The following is a 22044-nucleotide window of genomic DNA, read 5'->3' as shown; positions in this document are numbered from 1 at the left end:
TCCGATCGTGCTGATGGTGCGTCCCGCGTGCTGCGGGCCGGTGAGATGACAAGAGCCCGACGCTGCTGCGTCGGGCTCTGTCTCAAGGGTGGGCGATACCAGACTCGAACTGATGACCTCTTCGGTGTGAACGAAGCGCGCTACCAACTGCGCCAATCGCCCCCTGCACTGTTCGTGCGAGTCGATAGTAGCGGATGTCCGGCGGTGCTCCGAACACGACGCGTTCCCCGGGTGTGGCGCGCTGTGCGTGTGCAGCGGCGCACCGTGCAGCGGCGCACCGTGCGGCGTTGGGGCGCGTTCGCACGGTGCGGCATTGGCACCTCGGTGCGAGCTTGACCGCATAGTGCGGGGCTGACAGCAGGCACGGAGCACACAACCGCGCACCACATGGCAAAGACTGCGCCGTGCGAGGAGGCTCGAACCGGCCGGATCCGCATGAACTCGGGGGACACGCCCGGTGAACGGGAAGGATTTTGGTGGAAGCGCCCGGGTTCGTATAGAGTTTACGTCGTCGCCGCGACAGCGGAAAGACAAGTGCGGATGTGGCGCAGTGGTAGCGCATCACCTTGCCAAGGTGAGGGTCGCGAGTTCGAATCTCGTCATCCGCTCGAGTGTGGGGCTTCTCGAAGCCCTGCGACTCACCAGAGGGTATCCCACCGTTCGGGTACTCACGGAGACGTGAACCTCGATGGTGGGGTGGCCGAGAGGCTAGGCAGCGGCCTGCAAAGCCGTCCACGCGGGTTCGAATCCCGTCCCCACCTCCAGCAACACCCTCCAGATCCTGTACGAACCCCGGTTCAGACAGGGAATCTGGGCGATTGGCGCAGCGGTAGCGCGCTTCCCTGACACGGAAGAGGTCACTGGTTCGATCCCAGTATCGCCCACCACGAGAAAGCCCCGGTAGGACCATCAGGTCCCGCCGGGGCTTTCGTCGTTTCGGACGACCGCGGCGCTCGGCTGGCACGATGGCGAGATGGATTCGATGCGTGGGTGGCCGCTGTGGGCCGTGATGATCGTCCTCGCAGTCGCGTTCGGCGGGTTCTGGTACCTGTCGACGTTCGTCACCATGCCCGCCGACGTCCCCGTCGGGATCCGAGTCGCCGCGAGTGTGGTCACGGGCGCGGTGTTCGGCGTGCTCTTCGGGCTCTGGATCGGTCGGCAACGTCGCAGTGTCGGCCCGGCCGCGCGTGATCGTGCTCTCGGTCGAGCGGTGCGACGCGGCGAGCTGCCCGCTGATGCCGACCCGGCGCAGTGGCGTCAGGCGCTCGAGCACTACCACGAGCAGTACCGCCGGCAACGGTGGTTTGGACCCGTCGTGTTCGTGTCGGCGATGGCGCTCGGGGTGTCCCTCGCCGTCACCGGGCGGCCGGTCTTCTGGTTCGCGGCGGCGATGTTCCTCGTGATCCTGGTCGTCACCCTCGTGCAGACACCGAAGGTGCTGCGGAACACCGCCGCGATGCTCGCCGAGCTCGACCGGCGGACCGCGACCGACCTGCACTGAGCGACCGGACGCGGTGGTCGTGAGCACAGCCGTGGGCGCGGTGCGGGGCGGACGCACGCCGCGCCTCCCGGCCGGGGGCGTGTACGCAGGGCGGTACCTCGTCGACGCGGTGCACGGCGTCGGCCCCCTCAGGAAGGCGCCCACACCATGACCTCACCCTTCGACCTGACCGGCAGGACCGCCCTCGTCACCGGCGGCAACCAGGGGCTCGGACGGGCGTTCGCGTTCGGCCTCGCCGAGGCCGGTGCCCGCGTCGCGATCGTCGGGCGGTCCGCGGAGCGGAACGCCCGGGTCGCCGCCGAGGCCGCGGATGCCGGCCACGACTTCGTCACCATCACGGCGGACATCACCGACGGCGCGCAGGTGACGCGCATGACCGAGGAGGCGATGACCGCCCTCGGTCGGATCGACGTGCTCGTGAACAACGCCGGCACGTGCCACCACCGGGACGCGTTCGACGTCCCCGACAGCGAGTGGGACGACGTGTTCGACCTGAACGTCCGTGCGCTCTGGAAGACGTCGACCGCCGTCGGCGCGCACATGCGCGACGCCGGGTCGGGCTCGATCGTGAACATCGGCAGCATGTCGGGCCTCATCGTGAACCGGCCGCAGTGGCAGCCGGCGTACAACGCGTCGAAGGCCGCCGTGCACCACCTGACGAAGTCGCTCGCGGTCGAGTGGGCGCAGTACGGGATCCGCGTGAACGCCGTCGCCCCGGGGTACGTGAAGACCGAGATGGCTCCGGTGGACTCCCCGGAGTTCCGGCGGTACTGGATCGAGGACGCGCCGCAGCAACGGTTCGCCCTGCCCGAGGAGATCGCCCCGAGCGTCGTGTTCCTGGCGAGCGACGCGGCGTCGTTCATCACCGGGTCGGTCCTCGTCGCGGACGGCGGCTACAGCGCGGTCTGAGCCGGTTCGGCCACCGGCGTGCCCGCGCGGGTCGTCGCGCGTGCCATGCCGAAGCCGACCAGCAGGGCGGCGACGACCGTCAGGACGGCGCCCGCGACGGTGATGCCGCCCTCGAAGGCGGCCAGCCGGGCCGCCGTCCACGACGTCGAGGCGATGCTGCCGGGCACGAGCAGCGCCAGGACCGTCCCGGTCGCCGTGATCCCCACCGCGGTCGCGAGCTCGCTCGAGGTGTCGACGAGCGCCGCCCCGACCGACGTCCGGTTCGACGGCAGGCCCTGGAGCACGTTGTTGCCCGCGACGACCCCGACGACCCGCATGCCCGCGGCGACCAGGACGAGTGCCGCGGCGACCCAGCCGTACCCGGCACGCCCGCCGACGGTGAAGAGCGCGAGTCCGGCCACGACGGCACCGGCGCTCAGCCAGGCCGCGCGACCGAGGCCCACCCGCTGCACGAAGGGGCCGACGAACCGTCCGGAGGCCAGGAGCACCACAACCTGCGGCAGCGTCGCCGCCGCGGCCAGCGCCGGCGACCAGCCCCAGGCGAACTGCAGCTGCAGCGTCACCAGGTACGACAGCCCGGAGACCGCGAGTCCGGAGGCCGCCTTGTACGCCAGACCGCTCGCGACGAGCGGACGGGCGAGCAGGCGCAGGTCGAGCAGCGGCTGTGCCGCGGTGCGCTCCCGCTGCACGAAGGCCGCCACCGCTGCGACCGTCACGACGACCCCGGTCCACCCCGGCCAGGAGGCGCTGCCCGCCTCCGCGAAGAGGGTGGGCGTCCCGAGTGCACCGACCAGGGCCGTGGTGCCGAACAGCGCGCCGGTCACGTCGATCCGGTCGGGGTGCAGGTCCTCCGGTCGGTCAGCGGGGACGCCGGTCCGGATGCCGATGAACGCGAGCGCCGCGATCGGGACGTTCACGAGGAGCAGGGCCTGCCACGGCGCCACCGCGAGGGCGAAGCCGCCCGCCGTCGGTCCGACCGCGAGCCCGACGAGGCCGGCGGTGGAGATGACCGTCAAGGCGCGGACGCGCAGGGCCTCGGTGTCGAAGAGCCGGAAGGCCAGGGCCATCGACCCGGGCGTCGTCATGGCCGCGGCGAGCCCCATGAGCGCGCGGACCGCGACGAGTTCGCCGGTCGTGGTGACGAGGGCGGTCGCCAGGGCGGAGAGCGCGAGCAGCACCAGACCGACGAGCATGACCCGACGTCGGCCGAACCGGTCGGCGACCGCGCCGAACAGGAGCATGAGGGCGCCGAAGACGACCGAGTAGGCACCGGTGACCCACTGCAGGCCGGTCGTCGACGCGTGGAGTTCGCGGCCGACGGTGGGGAGGGCGACGTTCAGCACCGAGTTGTCGAGCATCTCGAACAGGAAGACGGCGGACAGGCCGGTGAGGGCGATCCCGGCGTCGCGGAGCCGGGCGGGGGAACGGGTGGACACGTGCACTCCTTCGACGAAGAAGTGGCGACTCGTCCGAGACCGCGTGTGGGTGCCTGGCCGCCGGGGCGACGAGGCATTTTGCCCTCTGCCGCCAGAGTAGGTCGCCGGCACGACCGGTGCAAGTCCGCGTCCGCTACGGTGCTCGTGAGCGGCACCGGCGCCGCCCGGGAGGCAGGACCGATGACGGACCACGCGGCCACGGCGGCCCAGGAGTTCCTCCGCACGCACGACGAACGGCTCCGCGCCCTGGTCGACCGGGTGGTGCCGGCGGACGAGTACCCGTCGGCGTCCGAGGCCGGCGCGCTCGACTTCCTGGCCGGGATCCTGGTCGACCGGCCGGACTGGCTGGACCGCCTCCGGGCCGTCCTCGAGCACGCGGACGACCACGACGGCGTCGACGACGTCGACGAGCAGGATCCGGTCTGGACCTGGTTCGCCGAGCTCGTCGCCGCGGGCTACTACGCCGACGCAGGCAACGGCGGCAACGCGGGGGAGCGGTCCTGGGAGATGGTGGGGTGGCAGCCCGGTCCGCCGGACGGCTGGAGCGTGCCGGTACCGGTACCGACCGCCGTCCCCTCGGTCGTGCACCCGTCGCAGCTGGCCGACCGGTACGACGCGGTCGTCGTCGGGTCGGGCGCCGGCGGGGGTGTCGCCGCGTGCGGGCTCGCCGAGTCCGGGCGGCGCGTGCTCGTCATCGAGGCCGGTGGGTGGCCCGGCACCACGGACCTCAGCCGAGACCACATCCGGAACCCGCGGTCCAGCTGGGGCGTCGCACCGCTGTCCGGGCCGTCGGACGTCGGGAACCCGCGCACGGTGGCGGACGGGCGGGAGCTGCTGGTGCTCCGGCCGTCGTCGCCGGGATGGCACAACAACGCGGCCACGGCTGGTGGCGGCACCCGGGTCTACGGCGCACAGGCATGGCGGTTCGGACCGCGGGACTTCACGATGGCGTCGACGTACGGGGTGCCGGACGGCAGCAGCCTGGCCGACTGGCCGTTCGGCTACGACGAACTCGAGCCCTGGTACGAGCGCGCCGAGTGGGAGGTCGGGGTCAGCGGGGGCGACGTCGACGGTCCGTGGTCCGGGGAGCGCTCGCGTGCGCGACCGATGCCACCGCTGCCGTCCGGCGCCGCTCGGGACCGGCTCGCCGGCGCCGCGAACGCGCTCGGCATCTCGACGGTGCACGTCCCGCTCCTCGTCAACTCGACACCGTACCTGGGCCGCCGGGCCTGTGAGCAGTGCGGCATGTGCGTGGGGTTCGCGTGCCCCGTCGACGCCAAGAACGGCAGCCAGAACACCATGCTGAGCCGCGCGTTCACCACCGGGAACGCGTCGATCGTGCTCGAGGCCCGCGTCGCCCGGCTGCGGACGGACGGCGCGGGTCGTGTGGTCGGCGTCACGATCGTCGGCACGGTCGACGGCCACGACTGGCGGACCGACGTGGACGCGGGCGAGGTCGTGGTCGCGGCCGGGGCGGTGGAGTCGGCACGACTCCTGCTGAACAGCCGGAGCGACCAGGAACCCGACGGCATCGGCAACGGCACGGACCAGGTCGGTCGGCACCTGCAGGGTCACGTCTACGGCGGCGCGATGGGGGTCTTCGACGACGTGGTGGACGACGGCCTCGGACCGGGACCGTCGATCGCCACCACCGACTACCGGCACGGCGTGCCCGGGCAGATCGGTGGCGGGATCCTGGCGAACGAGTTCATCGCGACGCCGTCGAACACCTACCAGTACCTCGTCGGCACGGGGCTCGTCCCACGCTCCGGGCTCGACGGCAAGCACGCGATGCGGGACCTGGCGCGGCGCAGCATGCGGATCATGGGGCCGATCCAGGAGGTCACCACGGCCGACGCCCGCGTCCGGGTGGACCCGGCCGTGACGGACCGGAACGGCATCCCGGTGGCGTCGTTCAGCGGTGGTGTCCACCCCGAGGACGTCCGCGCACGCGACCACACCAGCGCTCGCAGCGGCGACTGGCTGCGAGCCGCCGGCGCCACCCGCGTCGCCGAGCTGCACGGCCCGGTCCACGGCACGAGCGGCGGACAGCACCAGGCCGGCACGCTCCGGACGGGGGCGGACCCGGCGACGTCGGTGGTCGATCCGTCCGGCCGGGTGTGGGGGCACGACAACCTGCGCGTCGCCGACGGCTCGGTGCACGTCACGAACGGCGGCGTCAACCCGGTCCTGACCATCCTGGCGACCGCGATGCGGACGGTCGACGCGATGGTCGCGGACCGTCCGTGACCACACGACCGCGCCCCCACCGATACGGTGGCGTCCGTGACCGACGACCCTGAAGCCGCCATCGCCCAGCACGTCCACGATGCCTGGGACGGTTCCCTGCGGCTCGTGCACATCACGATCTCCGACGAGGACGGCGACGCCTACCCCGGGCAGGACGTCGACCGGTGGGTGATCGACGTCCGGGTGCCGATCACCGACGACGAGGCAGAGGCGGTGTCGGTCGCCGAGGTCACCGCCTACACGAGCCGGTCGCCGGAGTCGGTCGAGGCGCTGGTGCTCGGCTACCAGGTGTCCGACGTCGACGGGGACTTCGCCGCCGCGATCGTCGTCCCCGACGCCACCGGCGAGACCTTCCTGTCGCTGCAGACGCACGCAGCCGAGATGCTCGGCAAGCCGGACCTGCTCGCGCTGGACCGGGTCACCGTGCGTCCGGCCTACCGCGGGCTGCCCGGGCTCGTCCCCGCCCTGGTCGACGCCGTGCGGCGTGGTCCCGCCGGTCGCTCGGCATCGTGGGTGCTGGCGGACCCCTCGGTCTGGAACGTGCCGTTCGGTGACCAGGACCGTGCGGCCGGCGAGTTCGTCCAGTGGGCGGACACGACCGTGCTCGCATCGATGAACGCGGACCACGAGGACCTGGAGCGGTTGGCCGCCGTGCCCCCGGCCGGCGGCGTCGTCATGGGTTCCCGATCGGACGAGGTGCACCTCGGCGACGCGCTGGACGAGGCGTTGGCGCGCCCGGCGATCGCGGTGGCGTTCGACCTGCCGCCGAAGCTGCCGGCGAGCATCTGGGCAGCCGCCCCCGAGGACGTGCACGGCGTGCACCCCGACGAGACCACGGGCTCCATCACCGTCGAGACGCACGACGAGCAGCTCGAGGTCGTCGGGTCGCCGGGCACGGCGCCGCAGCTGGTCGGTACCTCGGCCTCGGCCGACGCCGCGACGCAGGACTGGCTCCGCGCCGTGCACCAGCGGTGGTGGCAGTACGAGCCCGGACTGCACGACCGCATCCACGAGGTCGTCGACGAGTACCTGACGTCCGGCGAGATCGAGTCCGTCACCGACGAACGCGCCCCGCACCTGCACGCACCGGACCTGCCCGTGTTCCGCACCGAGTGGCCCGGCATCGGCGAGGTGCACCTGGAGCCCCTCGGCGAGGACACCGAGCCCGTCGTGTACGACGCCGTGCTCGAGGTCGGCGACAGCCACGACCACATCGGCGCCGTCATCGTGCACGAGTCCGGACACGTCCGTGCGTCCCTGCACGACGAGTGGAACCCCGGCCTGGCGGACGTGGGTGGCGCGCTCACCCACCTGATCAGCCTCGGGGCGGGGGAGTTCTTCGCGGACGCGCTGCACGACGAACTGTCGGCCGGTGCCGAGCACGCGATCCTGACGGGTGACGTGCGCGGACACTGAACCGATCGGGTGTGCCGGGCTGGACGGCCCGGCAGACGGTCACCCGAGCCGGGCCGTCAGGCTGCGCAGGTGCGCCCGCGTCCGAGCTGCCGCAGCGGCGGGATCCCGGTCGGCGATGGCGTCGACGATGTCGTCGTGCACGTCGCGGTCGGCCTCGCTGCCGTACGCACCGTCGATGCGGAGCAGCTCGATCATCGCTTGACGGCTGCGCGGCGTGAAGCCGTCGAAGAGCTCGGTGAGCAGCGGGCTGTGCGCGGCGACCACGATCGCGCGGTGCAGCGCCGTGTCCGCGTCGACGTGCTGCTCGATCGAGGCGCGTCGTTCCTGGCGGTGGTCGACCGCGCGCCGCATCGCGCGGAGTTCGGCCGGGGTCCGCCGTTCCGCGGCCAGGGACGACGCCTCGACCTCGATCGCGATGCGAGCCTCGACCACGGCGGTGATGTCCGCGTGGCGGAGCACGTCGTCGAGACCGTCCTGGACGTCGAGTGCGGTGACGAACACCCCGGCACCCTGCCGCGAGGCCAGCACGCCCCGGCCGGCGAGGTGCCGGATGGCTTCGCGCACCGTCGAGCGACCGACGCCGAGCTGCGGTGCCAGCGTCGTCTCGCCGGGGAGCTTCGCTCCGAGGACCCACTCGCCGTCACGGATGCGGGCGAGCAGGGCGTCGGCCGCCTGTTCGGCGAGTGGTTCGCGGCGGACCGGTGTCATGTGCCCATCCTGCCGCATCGTGCGGAACACCTCCACTTGTCTGAGTAGTGGTGCTACGGTCGTCACGACAGCAGCACGAGGAGCCCCATGACCACCACCACTCCCACCGTCGCGACCCAGCCGTGGAACCGACAGCGTTCGTCCCCGATGCCGTCGCACCGGTACCGTGACGTCTCCGAGCGGGTCGCCGTCCCGCTCACCGACCGCACCTGGCCGACGCGGTCGCTCACCACCGCGCCGCTCTGGGTGCCCGTCGACCTGCGCGACGGCAACCAGGCACTCGCGGAGCCGATGGACCCCGAGCGCAAACGGCGCTTCTTCGAACTCATGGTGCGGATGGGCTACAAGGAGATCGAGGTCGGCTACCCGTCGGCGTCCGAGACCGACCACGCGTTCGTCCGGCTGCTCGCCGAGACCGACCTCGCGCCGGAGGACGTCACGATCGTCGTGTTCACCCCGGCCAGGCGTGACCTGATCGAGCGGACGGTGGAGTCGATCCGCGGCATCACCAACGACGTCGTCGTCCACATGTACACCGCGACGGCCCCGATGTGGCGGGACGTCGTGCTCGGCAAGGACCGGGACGAGGTGCGCGAGATGATCCTCGCCGGCGGCCGCGATGTGCTCGAGTTCGCGGGGCACCTGCCGAACGTCCGGTTCGAGTTCTCACCGGAGGTCTTCAACCTGACCGAGCCGGACTTCGTCCTGGAGGTCTGCGACGCGATGACCGAGCTCTGGGACGCCAGACCAGAGCGTCCGGTGGTCATCAACCTGCCGGCGACGGTCGAGATCGCGACGCCGAACGTGTACGCCGACCAGATCGAGTGGATGCACCGCAACCTGGCCCGGCGCGACGGGGTGATCCTGTCGGTGCACCCGCACAACGACCGGGGGACCGGCATCGCGTGCGCCGAGCTCGCGGTGCTCGCGGGGGCGCAACGCGTCGAGGGCTGCATCTTCGGCAACGGCGAACGGACCGGCAACGTGGACATCGCCACCCTCGCGCTCAACCTGCACGCGCAGGGCATCGACCCGATGATCGACTTCTCCGACATCGACGACGTCCGACGGACGGTCGAACACGCCACCCGCATCGAGCTGCACCCGCGACACCCCTACGTCGGCGATCTGGTGCACACCGCGTTCAGCGGCACGCACCAGGACGCCATCCGGAAGGGGTTCGCCGAACACCGGGCCCGCGCTGCCGTCGAGGGCCGCCCCGAGTCGGAGACGGCGTGGCGCGTGCCGTACCTGCCGATCGACCCGGCGGACCTCGGCAGGGACTACGACGCGGTCATCCGGGTGAACTCGCAGTCCGGCAAGGGCGGGATCGCACACCTGCTCGAGACGGCATCGGGCATCGAGCTCCCGCGCCGGCTGCAGATCGACTTCGCACGACGTGTCCAGCGCCACGTCGACGGATCGGGGGCCGAGGTCGACGGCCCGGAGCTCCTCGAGCTGTTCGAGCGGAGCTACGAGCGGACGCCCGACGGTTCGGCGGACATCGACCTGGTGGCGATCGAGACGGCGCACGGCGCCGACACCCACACCGAGCTCACCCTGCGGGTCGACGGAACCGAACACCACGGGACCGCCGTCGATGTCGGCCCGGTCGAGGCGGTCGTCGACCTGCTCGCTGCGTGCGGCATCGTGGTCGACATCGTCTCGCTGCACCAGACCTCACGGACGACGGGCAGCGCCAGTGCGGCACTGACCCTGCTCGAGTACCGCGACGGGACCGGGGTGCACTGGGCAGCGGGTCGAGACCGGTCGGTGCTCACCGCGAGCGTGGAAGCGGTGCTCCAGGCCGCGCGAGCGATCCGTTCGGCTCAGACCGGCCGGTAGATCGCGATCGGCGGAGCCTGGTCGTCCCCGTCGTCGTGCGCGCCCCCGGTGGCGAGCCAGGTCCGCCCCTCGTGCTCGATCGTGGTCGGCAGGTCGCCGTGCACCAGGATGCGGATGGCGGGGGCGTCGCCGTCGATCAGGTCGACGCCGTGGGCCTCGGTCCCGCCCGGGTTGTCGTGCACGTAGCTCATGCACCGATCGAACTCCTCCCCGCCTGATGACCGCCATCGCCGCCCAGCGCGGCGCCTCGTGACGACCGGACACGCCCGGATCTGGCGAAGAACACGTCCCGGTGCCCGGGATCGGGTACAGTCGACTCCGCACGGCCGACACGGCGTGCGAATGCGGATGTGGCGCAGTGGTAGCGCATCACCTTGCCAAGGTGAGGGTCGCGAGTTCGAATCTCGTCATCCGCTCGGACAGGACACGACCCCCGGGGTTGCTCGACGGAGCAGCACCGGGGGTTTCGTCGTCTCCGGGCACCGCACGCGGTGCTTCCGGGGGCGCAGGCTTCGGGTACCCGCGCCCACCGGACGCAGAGGCCACGCTGCCCCGAGTGGAGACGCCGGGTGGGTGGCCCAGCGATGTCCCGAAGAGTGATCCGGAGCATCGCCGTCCACGGATTGGGCCCCAGTTCGGGTCGTGCGGAAAGCCGCAAGAACTCCGCAGGACACGCCACTGTGGGTTGCTCTAGCCGAGCCCCTCGGGTAAAGAAGCCGCCGCGGCCCGGGTGCCCGGCAGCCCGACCCACCGGGTCACCCCGGCATCCACGACCGTCACGAGCACGGTGTCGCAGTCGCGACAGCGGGCGACGGAGCCCATCGCCGTGCGGTGGACCGCGGTGCGCGCGACCGAGCCGACCGAGCCGCAGCCCGCACAGCAGAGCACCGTCACGGTCGGCTCCGGACCGAGCACCTCGGACAGGACGCCCGCGAGCGCGTTGCCGTCGACGACCGTCATCAGCTGCCCCCGAAGCGTTCGGCACGGACGTCGGTGGTGTCGTGCCCGAGCTCGGCGAGCCAGCGGAGCACCTGCTCGACGAAGGGCGTCGACCCGCACACGTAGACGAGGGCTCCGACGTCCGGTGGGAAGACCGCGGCGGCGAGGGCGTCGCGGGTCAGCCGCCCCGCGGGCACGTCGGACCCGGGGGGAGCGGTCCGGCTGTACACGGTGGTGACCTCGAGTGGGGCCTGGGAGCCGACGGCCCGGTCGAGTTCCGCACGGAAGAAGACGTCGTCGGGAGTCCGGACGGCGACGAGCAAGCGGAACGGTGCGGGGTCCTCGGCCTCGGCGTGCGCGGTGACCATGGCGACGAGCGGCACGATGCCCGATCCGCCGGCGATCAGCTGCACCGGTCTGGTGGACCCGCCGGGACGCCACACGAACCACCCGCCGAGCGGGCCGTGCACCTCGAGCGCGTCGCCCACCTCGACCGCGTCGACCAGGAAGGGGGACACCTCGCCGCCTTCGACGCGGTCGACGGCGAGGACGACGTCGGTGCCGTCGCCGGCCGAGGCGATCGAGTAGGACCGGGAGGCCTGGTACCCGTCCTCGGCCGTGAGTCTGAGGTCCAGGTGCTGGCCGGGGTCGTTCCCCGGCCACGTCGGGACGTCGAGGACGACCCGACGTGCGTTCGGGGTCTCGCGCTCCACCGACGCGACCGTCGCGGGGTGCCAGGCCGGCCGCCTGCGCACCGCAGGGCGCACGGCGGGGCCGGGCCGGGCCTCCAGGTCGGTGTCGGGAACCGTCACCAGTACCGCTCTTCCTTCCACGGGTCGCCGTGCAGGTTGTACCCCGCGTTCTCCCAGAAGCCCGGCTCGTCGTCCGCCTGCATGACGATCCCGCTCACCCACTTCGCGCTCTTCCAGAAGTACAGGTGCGGCACCAGCAGGCGGGCCGGTCCGCCGTGTTCGGGTTCGAGCGGTTCGCCGTCGGCCTCGAACGCGATCCACGCCTTGCCGTCCAGCAGCTCGTCGAGCGGAACGTTGGTCGTGTACCCGCCGGTGCTGTGCACCATGCAGAAGTCCAGCGAGGTCTCGACGTCCTCGAACAGGCGGTCGAGGGGGACGCCGCGCCAGGGCATGTCGAGCTTGGTCCAGTGGGTGACGCAGTGGATGTCGACGGTGACGTCCTCGACACCGAGCGCGTGCACCTCGTCCCACGTCCAGGTGTGCAGCCCGTTCTCGGTGCGGATCGAGAAGGTCCACGACTCGGGCTCGATCTCGGGTGTGGCTCCGGCCGACAGCACCGGCCAGTCGCGCACCAGGGTCTGGCCGGGCGGGATGCGGGTGTCGTCGCGGTCGGCCCGGCGGCCACCGAACCCCCTGGTGAACGTCGCCATGATCCTCCTCGGACGGGATGCTCCGATCATGCACCGCACCGGGGGCGTCCGTGTAACGACTTCGTAAACACTCGGTCCGACGAGGGCCAGGACTTGGGGGATCGCCGGTCTCCCTCTATCGTTCACCGGAACGATTACAGGAGGGGTCACCCCGAATGCAGCCCATCGTCCCCGAACCCCGGAACGCCCGCGGCCCGAGCCGTCGAGCGCTCCTCACCGGTGCCGCCGGTCTCGCCGGCCTCGGCCTGCTCACGCTCACCGGGTGCAGCTCCGGAGCGAACGCCGGCACCCCCACGATCCCCGAAGCGGCGGCCACCGGTGTGGCCCGACGCGGCGGTCGTCTGCGCATCGCGCGCCCGGCCGCCTCGGCCGCCGAGACGCTCGACTCCGCCAGTTCGCTGTCGGCCTACGAGTACCTCGGCGCGCTGTACAACCGGCTGGTCAAGCTCGACGAACAGGGCACCACGGTGCCCGACCTCGCCGAGGAGTGGTCCGCGAACGCCGACGGTACCGAGTGGACGTTCTCGCTCCGTCGCGGCGTGACCTTCCACGACGGCTCGCGCTTCACCGCGGACGACGCGATCGCGAGCATCCGGCACATCCTCGACGAGAAGACCGGCAGCCCGCAGGCCGGTGTCCTCGGCGAGGTGATGGACGCCGACTCGATGCGCGCGACCGACCCGTACACGTTGCGGTTCTCGCTGACCAAGCCGAACGCCGAGTTCCCGTCGCTGCTGACCGCCTACCAGTGCTACATCGTGCCGGCGGCCGCGATCACCGACATCGGCCGGACCGGGATCGGCACCGGGCCCTTCAGGCTCTCGTCGTTCACGCCCGCCGGTGCCGGCAGCGTCGAGGCGTTCGACGACCACTTCGCCGGCCGCCCCGCGCTGGACGGCATCGACTTCTACTCGATCCAGGACACCACGGCCCGGGTGAACGCGCTGCTCGCCGGGCAGATCGACCTGATCTCGCAGACGAACCTGGACTTCGCGACCGCGCGGGTGGTCTCGGCCTCCGACCGCGCCACCGTCGCCCGGTCGAAGAACGCCCAGTGGTACACGATCCCGATGCTCGCCACGAGCGACGAGTTCAGCGACCCGCGGGTGCGTCAGGCGATGAAGCTCGCCTACGACCCGCAGCAGATCGTCGACACCGCCCTGCAGGGCACCGGGTCGCCCGGGTGGGACAACCCGGTGCCGCCGCAGCTCGCCGCGTTCGTCGACGACCACCGCGAGTACGACCCGGACAAGGCGAAGGCGCTGCTCAAGCAGGCCGGCCACGAGGGGTTCCGGACGTCGATCTACACGTCCAGCTACGAGTCGGTGTTCACGCCGATGGCGGTCGCCTACCGCGACGCCGTCGCCGACGCGGGCATCCGCCTGACGGTCCGCAACGCGAGCTCGGACTCGTACTACACGCAGATCTGGATGCAGAAGCCGCTCATGGTGAGCTACTGGTTCACCGGCCGGCCGATCGACCAGCTGCTCAACCAGATCTTCCGCACCGGGTCGTCGTACAACGAGAGCGCGTGGTCGAACGAGACCTTCGACGGGCTGCTCGACGACGCCCGCGCCGAGATGGACGACGCCAAGCGCCTCAGCCTCTACCAGGACGCCCAACGGCTCGTCGTCGAGGACGGGGCCGACATGACGCCGATGTTCGGCGACCGGCTCGTGGGGCTCTCCCGCGACGTCGTGAACTACTCGGAGTACGGCTTCGAGTTCGACTACCTCCGGATCGGACTGCGCCGATGACGACCACGAACACGCCGTCGGACGTCCTCGTCCCCGTCCTCCGCCGGGTCGGCATCGCCGTGCTGACGGTGGTGCTCGCCTCGCTCTTCGTGTTCCTGGCCGTGCAGGCCCTGCCCGGCGACGTCGCGCAGCAGCTGCTCGGGCAGAACGCCACCCCGGACGCCGTCAAGCAGCTGCGCGAGACCCTCGGCCTCGACCAGAACGTGTGGCTCCGCTACCTGCAGTGGCTCGGTGGTGCGGTGCACGGTGACTTCGGCACCTCGCTCGTCAGTGGCGAGGCCGTCGCGCCGACGCTGTTCACGGCCTTCCGCAACAGCATGCTCATCGCCGTGCCCGCCATGCTCGTCGGCGTCACCGTGTCCCTCACGCTCGGCGTCCTCGCCGGGGTCCGTCGGGGTCGCCCGTCCGACAGGGTCATCTCGATCGTCAGCCTCGTCGTGATGAGCGTTCCCGAGTTCATGGTCGCGACCGTGCTCGTGCTCCTCTTCGCGATCGGCCTGCCGGTCTTCCCCGCCGTCGTGCTGCGGGGGAGCGACGCCACCGTCGGCGAGCTGCTACCGACGATCTGGTTGCCGATCATCGTGCTCACCCTGGCGATGGCCGCCTACATCGTCCGCACCGCGCGGTCCTCGACCATCGACGTGATGGCATCCGAGTTCGTCACCACCGCGGAGCTCAAGGGCCTGACGATGCGCCGCGTGGTCTGGAAGCACGCGGTGCCGAGCGCGCTGCTGCCGACGCTGAACGTCGTCGCGCTCAACGTCGCCTGGTTGCTCGGCGGGGTCGTCGTCGTCGAGAACGTCTTCAACTACCCGGGCATGGGCAAGCTCATGCTCGAGTCGGTCTTCAACCGCGACCTGCCGACGATCGAGGCGATCGCGCTCCTCAGCGCCGTCATCTACGTCGTCTGCAACCTCGCCGCCGACCTCGTCGCGCTCGCGCTCGACCCGAAGCTGCGGACCCGCCAGCGGCGACCCCGCACGCGCACCCGTCCGACGCGCAGCACCAGGAAGGCCGCCGCATGACCGCCATCGCCCCTCGCCGCCCCGGACGCGCCGTCCTCGCCGGCGCACTCGCGCCCCTGCGCGGCTCGACAGCGCTGAGCATCGGTCTCGGCCTCATCGCCCTGCACGTCGTGCTCGCGGTCCTCGCCCCGGTCATCGCCGGGCACGACCCGGTGGCCACGAACGCCGGCGACGTGCTCGCCGGGCCGACCTGGACGCACTGGCTCGGCACCGACCAGTACGGCCGTGACGTGCTGTCGCGGACGCTCAACGGCGGCCGGTACGCCCTGCTCGTCACGTTCCTGGCCACGACCATCGCGGTCGCCGTCGGCACCGTGCTCGGCTGCATCACGGCGTACGCGGACAACTGGTTCGACGAGGCCGTCATGCGCGTCGTCGACGCCCTGCTCAGCGTGCCGTCGATCCTCGCCCTGCTCGTCGTCGTCACGGTCTTCGACGCCGGGCTCTGGGTCATCGTCCTCGCCGTCACCGTCGTCTACGCGCCCGCCGTGACCCGCGTCGTGCGCGGTGCCGCCCGCACCGTCATCACGCAGGACTACGTGACGGCCGCCCGGGCCCGTGGTGAACGCGCGCTGTCGATCGTGTTCCGCGAGATCCTGCCGAACGTCCTCGACGTGGTGCTCGTCGAGTACGCCATGCGGGCCTCGTGGATCGTCCTGCTCGTCGCGTCGCTGTCCTTCCTCGGGTTCGGCGCGAACCCGCCGACCCCGGACTGGGGCCTGATGGTGCAGGAGAACCGCACCGCCCTGACCGTCGTCCCGCTCGGGACGCTCGCGCCGATCGTCGCCCTGGCGACCCTGGTGATCGGGCTCAACCTCGCCGCCGACGGCTTGAGCAAGTCGCTCGGCGTCGACCGCGCCAAGCAGGGAGTGAGCGCATGACCGCCACCGCCACCAGCGCCGCGTCGGCCACGACGGCGACCGCACCGGGCCCGATCGTCCGCGTCGACGACCTCGCGATCTCCTACGCGGCCGGCAAACGCCTGGTCCCCGTGGTCCGGGGCGTGTCCTTCGCGATCACCGCCGGCCGCACCCTCGGCCTGGTCGGGGAGTCCGGCAGCGGCAAGTCCACGGTCGCCCGGACGCTGCTGGCACACCTCCGTGCCGGCTCGACGATCGTCGGCGGCTCGGTCCGCGTCGGCGGTGACGACGTCTTCGCGCTGTCGCCGTCCGGTCGGCGCGAGCTCCGGGGTGGCGTCGCGTCCGTGGTGGCGCAGAACGCGGGCCAGGCCCTCACCCCGTCGATGCGCGTCGGCGAGCAGATCCGCGAGGCCCTCCGCGCCCACCGCGAGCCCGACGGCCCGGAACGGGTCCTCGAACTCGTCCGGTTGGTCCGGCTGCCCGACCCGGAGACGATCGTCCGCCGCTACCCGCACCAGCTCTCCGGCGGGCAGCAGCAGCGCATCGCCATCGCGATGGCCGTCGCCGCCCGCCCCCGGGTGCTCGTCCTCGACGAACCCACGACGGCGCTCGACGTCGTCACCCAGGCAGCCGTCCTCGACCTGATCGCGGACCTCGGCCGGCAGCTCGGCATGGCGGTCCTGCTCGTCAGCCACGACCTCGGCGTCGTGTCCGCGATGGCCGACGAGATCGCCGTCATGCGCGACGGCGAGATCGTCGAGCACGCCGCCACGGCGGCGCTCTTCGCCGCCCCGCAGCACGAGTACACGCGCGCCCTGCTGGCCGCGGTGCCGGACGGGCGGCGACCGGGAGGGACGGGGCACGTGCCCGAGACGGCGACCGTCTCGTCGACGGTCGCCGTCACGGCCACCGGCACCGTGCCTCCCGACCGCTCCGCCCGCCCCGTGGTGAACGCGGACGACCTGGTGATCCGCTACGGCCGCGGCCTGCCGGCCGCCGTCGACGGCGTCTCGTTCACGATCGCCGAGCGCGAGACGCTCGCCGTCGTCGGCGAGTCCGGCAGCGGCAAGTCGACGCTCGCGACGGCGCTGGCCGGGCTGGTGCCCGCCGAGTCCGGCACCTTCGCCTACGACGACGGCACCACGAGCGGCGACCTGCGCGAGCCGATCGCCGGACGGACGGCGGCAATGCGGCGCGCGGTGCAGCTCGTGTTCCAGAACGCCGACACCTCGCTCAACGCGCGGCGCACCGTGGGGGCGGCCATCGGGCGTCCGCTCAAGCTGTTCACGGGCGCCTCCTCACGACAGCGCGTCGGCGAGCTGCTCACCCAGGTCGGCCTCGGACCGGAGTTCGCCGACCGGCTGCCGGCCCAGCTGTCCGGTGGGCAGCGGCAGCGCGTCGGGATCGCGCGCGCCCTCGCCGCCGGGCCCTCGCTCGTGATCGCCGACGAGATCACCACCGCGCTCGACGTGCAGGTGCAGGCCGGGATCCTCGCGCTCCTCGCCGACCTGCAGCGCGAGCGCGGGCTCAGTTGCCTGTTCATCAGCCACGACCTGGCCGTCGTCCGGGGCGTCGCCGACCGGGTCGCGGTGATGACCGGCGGCCGGATCGTCGAGATCGGACCGACCGAGCGGGTCTTCACCGGCCCGAACCACCCGTACACGTCGACGCTGCTCGCCGCGACGCTCGAACCGGGCAGCACCGTGCTGCCCGACGTCGGCGACGGAGCGCCGCGCTGGAAGCACACCGAGGGCTGGACCGACCACGGCGACGGACACCGCACCCGCAACTGGGAGGACGCATGACCGACGGGGCCACTCCCGCCACCTTCACCGCCATCGGCGACGCGGGTTCACTGCCCGAGGGCGTGACCGTCCGCGACGAGTGGATCCCGATGCCCGACGGCGTCCGGCTGCACACCCGGATCTGGTCGCCGGCGTCGCCCGACGGTCCGGTGCCCGTCCTGCTCGAGTACCTGCCGTACCGGCTCGACGACTGGACCGCGCCCCGCGACTCCGAGCGGCACCCCTGGTACGCCCAGCACGGGTACGCGTCGGTCCGGGCCGACATCCGGGGCAGCGGTTCGTCGGACGGGTTCTTCGACGACGAGTACAGCGAGCAGGAGCTCCGTGACGGCGAGGCCGTGATCGCCTGGCTCGCCGCGCAGGAGTGGTCGACGGGCGCCGTCGGCATGTTCGGCATCTCGTGGGGCGGGTTCAACGCCCTGCAGTTGGCAGCGCGGGCACCAGCGGCCCTCAAGGCGATCGTCACGGTGTGCTCGACCGACGACCGGTACGACAACGACGTGCACTACGTCGGCGGCGCGGTGCTCGGCATCGACATGGCCGCGTGGGGCGCGACGATGTTCGCGTTCAACTCGCGACCACCGCGGCCCGAGGTCGTCGGCAGCGGCTGGGTCGACCGGTGGCGCGAGCGCCTCGAGGCGAACCGGCCGATGACGCCGGTGTGGTTGTCCCACCAGGAGCGCGACGACTACTGGCGGCACGGGAGTGCCGCCGAGGAGTACGGGAACATCGGCGCAGCCGTCCTGGCCGTCGGCGGCTGGGCGGACCCGTACCGCGACGCCGTGCTCCGACTGGTGTCGAACGTGCAGTCCCCGGTCAAGGGCATCGTGGGGCCGTGGTCGCACCAGTACCCGGATCGCGGTCTCGCACCCGGCCCGTCGATCGGGTTCCTGCAGGAGACGCTGCGCTGGTGGGACCGCTGGCTGCGGGACGAGGACACCGGGGTCGAGCAGGACCCCGCACTGCGGGCCTGGATCAACGACGGCGAAGCACCGGCGACGTACTACGCGTCCCGACGGGGTCGGTGGGTCGGCGCCGAGGCGTGGCCCTCCGCAGCGACCCACCGGCGCGTGCTGCCCCTCGCGACCCTGCGCGGCGGTGGGGACGGCCCGGTCGTCGTCCGCTCGCCACAGCACACCGGTGCCGACGCCGGCCGGTTCTTCCCGTTCGGCAACGCGACCGACCTGCCACCCGACCAGCGTGCCGAGGACGGCCGATCCGTCTGCTTCGACCTGCCCGTCGGCAAGGCGTTCGACCTGCTCGGCAACGTCGTCGTCACGCTGTCGGTCACGAGCGACGAGCCCCGCGCCACCCTGACGGTGCGGTTGTGCGACGTCGCGCCGGACGGCTCCTCGACGCTCGTCACCCGCGGGGTGCTCAACGCGGCGAAGCGGGACGGGATGGACCGCAGCGACCCGCTCGTCCCGGGAGCGACCGCGTCGCTGCCGGTGCAGCTGGTCGCGACCGGTCACCGGTTCGCCGCCGGGCACCGCCTGCGGATCGCGGTCTCGTCGTCGTACTGGCCCTGGGTCTGGCCGCACGGCACCGAGGCCACCCTCACGGTCGACCCGACGACGTCCGAGGTGTGCCTGCCGGTCTGGACGCGCGACACCGACGACGACGTGCGGTTCGACGAGCCGGAGCGGTCGGCGCCGCTGGCGATCGAACGCGTTGCACCGACCGAGCGGCTGCCGCAACGCACGGTCACGCACGACGTCGAGTCGGGGGAGTGGACCCTCGACGTCGACCCCGGCTACGGCGGCGGACGGGTGTACCCGGACGGACTCGTGTTCAGCGAGGACGCCCGCGAGACCTACCGCATCCGGTCGGACGACCCGAACTCGGCCGTGGCTGCGTCGCGTTGGTCGATCGGCCTGGCGAAGCCGGAGTGGACGGCACGGCTCGAGACGTCGTCCGAGGTCACCGCCGACGCCGACGCCTTCCACGTCGTGAACACCGTCCGTGCCTGGGCTCGTGACGGCGGCCCCGACGTGGACGAGGTCCTGGTCACCGAGCAGACGTTCGTCGACGACGTCCCGCGGACCTCGGCATGACCGGCGCGGCAGCGGAGGCGGCGGGCGCGGCAGCGGAGACGGCCGGCGCGCCACCGCGGGTCCGGCAGCGTCCCGCCGTCCGGCGCGCGATGATCGTCGAGGCCGCCCGCGCCGTCATCGTCCGCAACGGCGTCGGGGCGACGGGCCTGCGGGACATCGCCGCCGAGGCCGGGGTGTCCGTCGGTACCGTGACCTACCACTTCGGCAGCGTGGCGGAGATCCTGAACGAGGTCGTCGTGCTCGAGACCGAGCGTTTCTACGGTGCGATCGTCATCGCCGTCGACGCCGAACCCGACCCCGTCCAGGCGCTGCGGATGCTCGTCGCCCCGTTGTTCGGCGACACCGAGCAGGTCCGGCAGCACTGGCGGATCTGGTCCGACTACTGGACCGCGGTCGTCCGCCGGCCCGAGGTGGCCGCCGAGTACGCCGAACGGATCCGCGTCTGGGAGGCCTGCCTGGTCCGGGTGATCCGCCGCGGCGCCGATGCCGGGGTGTTCCGGGGTGGCGCCGAGCCCGTCGACCCGGACACCGTCGCCCTGAAGCTCGCGGCGTACAGCGACGGCGTCGCGACCCAGATCGCCCAGGGCGTCCCGGGGCTCACGAACACCGTCGCGCTGTCGTGGATGTGGACGTTCCTGGCGCACGAACTCGGCGTGCCGGCTGTGGACATCGCCGGAACCGGCCAGCAGCCCTTGTGATGAGGTAAGGCTTGCCTTACCGTTGCAGCATGGCACGGACCCGGCGACAGCCCACCGAACGCATCCTCATCGCCGGCGGCGTCGAGGACCTGTCGGAGATCCGCCGCCAGCTCGAGGACCTGCCGGAGAACGCGTACGGTCAGGTCTTCGTCGAGGTCGCCCTCGACGAGCAGGTCCGCATCCTTCCCGCTCCGCCCCGCGTGACCGTCACATGGCTGGTCCGCAGTGCCCGCGCCTCCGCCGTGTCACCGCTCGTCTTCGCCGACCACGGTGAGGCACTCGCGCACGCCCTGACCGGGTGGGCCGCCGAGTGGTGCGTCGCCGACTGCGAACCGCGCACGAGCGTCTGGATCGGGTGCACCGACAGCCCCTGGGTCGAGCGCGCGCGGTCCGTCGTGCAGATCGAGCTCAGCGACGCCGGTTTCGACACCCTCGTCGGCTGACCGCCGCCGGTAAGGGCAGCCTCTACTTCCTTGCGGCATACAAGGGAAGGGGGCATGGTTGTGACCATCGGCAGCACCGAACTGGTCAGGACAGGCCCAGCGATCCGGTGTGACCACGACGCAGGAGGTTCAGACATGACCACGACCACCACCAGCACCACGACCACCACGTCCCCGTTCTCGACGACGCCGGAGCTCGCCGCCGGAGTGGCACAGTTCCTCGCCCCCGTCGTGATCGACCTCGAGGCACTCGTCGTCAACGGCAAGCAGGCGCACTGGCACGTCCGCGGCCGCAACTTCGTCGGCGTGCACGAGCTCCTCGACGACATCGTCGAGCACGCCCAGGCCTACGCCGACACCGCCGCGGAGCGCATCGTCGCCCTCGGCCTTCCGGTCGACTCGCGCATCGCGACCGTCGCCGCGAACACGACGCTGCCGCCGCTGTCGCAGGGCTTCCAGAACTCCGACGTCACCATCACCGAGGTCATCGCCCAGATCGACGCGGCCCTGCTCCAGGTCCGTCGCGCCGTCGAGGGCCTCGACGAGGTCGACCTCAACAGCCAGGACGTCGTCATCGAGATCGAGCGCGGTCTGACGAAGGACCGTTGGTTCCTGCAGGCGCACCTCGCCGCCTGAGTCGCGACCACCCACGGACGGGAGGCCCGGTGCCAGCTGGCACCGGGCCTCCCGTCCGTCTGCTGCACCGTTTGCCCACCGCGCCCCGCGTCGACCTGGTGCGACACTCTCGATGTCGTTCGACGACGACCTCGTCGCCGCTCCGCGTGTGCAACTGTTGCGGGCGCGCAGTTGCGACGTTCTCGACGTCGTACGACATCGGCGATGTCGCTGGTTGCGCGCGCAAGGACCCGCGCGTGACCGGCACCCGTGCCCGGCCCTGCGACACCGACGAGCTCGCGCGACACGCCGCCGGCGCGACGCCGAGGTTCCACGGACCGACGTTTCGGCGCGCGAGATGTGCAGATTTCGGAACCTCGG

Annotated in this window: 19 protein-coding genes and 5 tRNA genes; 17 read left to right on the top strand and 7 right to left on the bottom strand. The window is 71.9% G+C overall.

Going from position 1 to position 22044, the window contains the following annotated elements; all coding sequences use genetic code 11:
• Positions 1-89 precede the first annotated feature (89 nt).
• A tRNA-Val gene (locus EDF63_RS08885) sits at positions 90-162 on the bottom strand.
• Positions 163-536: 374 nt separating this feature from the next.
• Between EDF63_RS08885 and EDF63_RS08880 the strand changes: the two genes are divergently transcribed.
• From EDF63_RS08880 to EDF63_RS08860, 5 genes are all read left to right on the top strand, one after another.
• A tRNA-Gly gene (locus EDF63_RS08880) sits at positions 537-608 on the top strand.
• Between the two features lie 82 nt (positions 609-690).
• Positions 691-764, top strand: a tRNA-Cys gene (locus EDF63_RS08875).
• Between the two features lie 48 nt (positions 765-812).
• Positions 813-887: transfer RNA gene (locus tag EDF63_RS08870), tRNA-Val, on the top strand.
• 86 nt (positions 888-973) lie between these two features.
• Positions 974-1501 (top strand): hypothetical protein, encoded by a 528-nt coding sequence (locus EDF63_RS08865; protein ID WP_123312677.1) that lies wholly within the window; start codon positions 974-976, stop codon positions 1499-1501.
• Between the two features lie 147 nt (positions 1502-1648).
• Entirely contained in the window at positions 1649-2410 is a 762-nt protein-coding gene (locus EDF63_RS08860) for an SDR family NAD(P)-dependent oxidoreductase (protein ID WP_123312676.1), read from the top strand.
• Here the strand turns inward: EDF63_RS08860 and EDF63_RS08855 are convergent.
• Entirely contained in the window at positions 2395-3846 is a 1452-nt protein-coding gene (locus EDF63_RS08855) for an MFS transporter (protein ID WP_260233034.1), read from the bottom strand. The genes EDF63_RS08860 and EDF63_RS08855 overlap by 16 nt on opposite strands.
• A 180-nt stretch (positions 3847-4026) precedes the next feature.
• On the opposite strand from EDF63_RS08855, the gene EDF63_RS08850 reads away from it, so the two are divergent.
• Together EDF63_RS08850 and EDF63_RS08845 are read left to right on the top strand one after the other, a co-directional pair.
• A complete protein-coding gene (locus tag EDF63_RS08850) occupies positions 4027-6096 on the top strand; it encodes a GMC oxidoreductase (RefSeq protein ID WP_123313116.1) in 2070 nt (689 codons plus the stop codon).
• A 36-nt stretch (positions 6097-6132) separates the two neighbouring features.
• Positions 6133-7512: a hypothetical protein gene (locus EDF63_RS08845; RefSeq protein WP_148061757.1), complete on the top strand. Its 1380-nt coding sequence runs from the start codon at positions 6133-6135 to the stop codon at positions 7510-7512.
• 39 nt (positions 7513-7551) lie between these two features.
• On the opposite strand, the gene EDF63_RS08840 is transcribed toward EDF63_RS08845, so the two are convergent.
• The gene (locus tag EDF63_RS08840; protein ID WP_123313115.1) at positions 7552-8220 is read right to left on the bottom strand and encodes a FadR/GntR family transcriptional regulator; all 669 of its coding nucleotides are present in this window, start codon (positions 8218-8220) and stop codon (positions 7552-7554) included.
• An 87-nt stretch (positions 8221-8307) separates the two neighbouring features.
• Between EDF63_RS08840 and EDF63_RS08835 the strand changes: the two genes are divergently transcribed.
• Positions 8308-10065, top strand: a complete 1758-nt coding sequence (locus EDF63_RS08835) for a 2-isopropylmalate synthase (RefSeq protein WP_221180543.1) — start codon at positions 8308-8310, stop codon at positions 10063-10065.
• On the opposite strand, the gene EDF63_RS08830 is transcribed toward EDF63_RS08835, so the two are convergent.
• The gene (locus EDF63_RS08830; protein ID WP_123312674.1) at positions 10050-10256 is read right to left on the bottom strand and encodes a hypothetical protein; all 207 of its coding nucleotides are present in this window, start codon (positions 10254-10256) and stop codon (positions 10050-10052) included. The genes EDF63_RS08835 and EDF63_RS08830 overlap by 16 nt on opposite strands.
• Positions 10257-10409: 153 nt before the next feature.
• On the opposite strand from EDF63_RS08830, the gene EDF63_RS08825 reads away from it, so the two are divergent.
• A tRNA-Gly gene (locus EDF63_RS08825) sits at positions 10410-10481 on the top strand.
• A 274-nt stretch (positions 10482-10755) separates the two neighbouring features.
• Here the strand turns inward: EDF63_RS08825 and EDF63_RS08820 are convergent.
• From EDF63_RS08820 to EDF63_RS08810, 3 genes are read right to left on the bottom strand one after another with little or no spacing between them, the layout of a single operon-like run.
• Positions 10756-11025, bottom strand: coding sequence for a DUF6510 family protein (locus EDF63_RS08820; protein WP_123312673.1), 270 nt, complete (start codon positions 11023-11025; stop codon positions 10756-10758).
• On the bottom strand, positions 11025-11816 hold the full coding sequence (locus EDF63_RS08815; protein WP_123312672.1) for a ferredoxin reductase: 792 nt from the start codon (positions 11814-11816) through the stop codon (positions 11025-11027). Before EDF63_RS08815 ends, EDF63_RS08820 begins: the two co-directional genes overlap by 1 nt.
• Positions 11813-12406 (bottom strand): molybdopterin-dependent oxidoreductase, encoded by a 594-nt coding sequence (locus EDF63_RS08810; RefSeq protein WP_123312671.1) that lies wholly within the window; start codon positions 12404-12406, stop codon positions 11813-11815. Before EDF63_RS08810 ends, EDF63_RS08815 begins: the two co-directional genes overlap by 4 nt.
• 155 nt (positions 12407-12561) lie before the next feature.
• Here EDF63_RS08810 and EDF63_RS08805 point away from each other — a divergent pair, with 155 nt between their 5' ends.
• The 8 genes from EDF63_RS08805 to EDF63_RS08770 all read left to right on the top strand — a co-directional run bounded on the left by EDF63_RS08805 (position 12562) and on the right by EDF63_RS08770 (position 21684).
• Positions 12562-14163 carry an ABC transporter substrate-binding protein gene (locus EDF63_RS08805; protein ID WP_123312670.1) on the top strand — a complete coding sequence of 534 codons (1602 nt, stop codon included), beginning with the start codon at positions 12562-12564 and terminating at the stop codon, positions 14161-14163.
• Positions 14160-15188 (top strand): ABC transporter permease, encoded by a 1029-nt coding sequence (locus tag EDF63_RS08800; RefSeq protein ID WP_123312669.1) that lies wholly within the window; start codon positions 14160-14162, stop codon positions 15186-15188. Before EDF63_RS08805 ends, EDF63_RS08800 begins: the two co-directional genes overlap by 4 nt.
• Positions 15185-16069 (top strand): ABC transporter permease, encoded by an 885-nt coding sequence (locus EDF63_RS08795; protein WP_123312668.1) that lies wholly within the window; start codon positions 15185-15187, stop codon positions 16067-16069. The genes EDF63_RS08800 and EDF63_RS08795 overlap by 4 nt, the downstream gene beginning before the upstream one ends.
• Positions 16066-17853 carry an ABC transporter ATP-binding protein gene (locus EDF63_RS08790; protein WP_123312667.1) on the top strand — a complete coding sequence of 596 codons (1788 nt, stop codon included), beginning with the start codon at positions 16066-16068 and terminating at the stop codon, positions 17851-17853. The genes EDF63_RS08795 and EDF63_RS08790 overlap by 4 nt, the downstream gene beginning before the upstream one ends.
• Complete coding sequence (locus tag EDF63_RS08785) at positions 17850-19907, top strand: CocE/NonD family hydrolase (protein ID WP_123312666.1); 2058 nt, start codon at positions 17850-17852, stop codon at positions 19905-19907. The genes EDF63_RS08790 and EDF63_RS08785 overlap by 4 nt, the downstream gene beginning before the upstream one ends.
• A complete protein-coding gene (locus EDF63_RS08780; RefSeq protein ID WP_260233032.1) occupies positions 19904-20605 on the top strand; it encodes a TetR/AcrR family transcriptional regulator in 702 nt (233 codons plus the stop codon). The genes EDF63_RS08785 and EDF63_RS08780 overlap by 4 nt, the downstream gene beginning before the upstream one ends.
• 29 nt (positions 20606-20634) lie before the next feature.
• The gene (locus EDF63_RS08775) at positions 20635-21048 is read left to right on the top strand and encodes an SIP domain-containing protein (protein ID WP_123312665.1); all 414 of its coding nucleotides are present in this window, start codon (positions 20635-20637) and stop codon (positions 21046-21048) included.
• Between the two features lie 135 nt (positions 21049-21183).
• Entirely contained in the window at positions 21184-21684 is a 501-nt protein-coding gene (locus tag EDF63_RS08770) for a Dps family protein (RefSeq protein WP_111084072.1), read from the top strand.
• The last annotated feature ends 360 nt before the right edge of the window (positions 21685-22044 follow it).

The sequence above is a fragment of the Curtobacterium sp. JUb34 genome (assembly GCF_003755065.1).
In the GTDB taxonomy this organism is placed as follows: Bacteria; Actinomycetota; Actinomycetes; order Actinomycetales; family Microbacteriaceae; genus Curtobacterium.
This window is presented reverse-complemented; position numbering and strand designations above follow the sequence as displayed.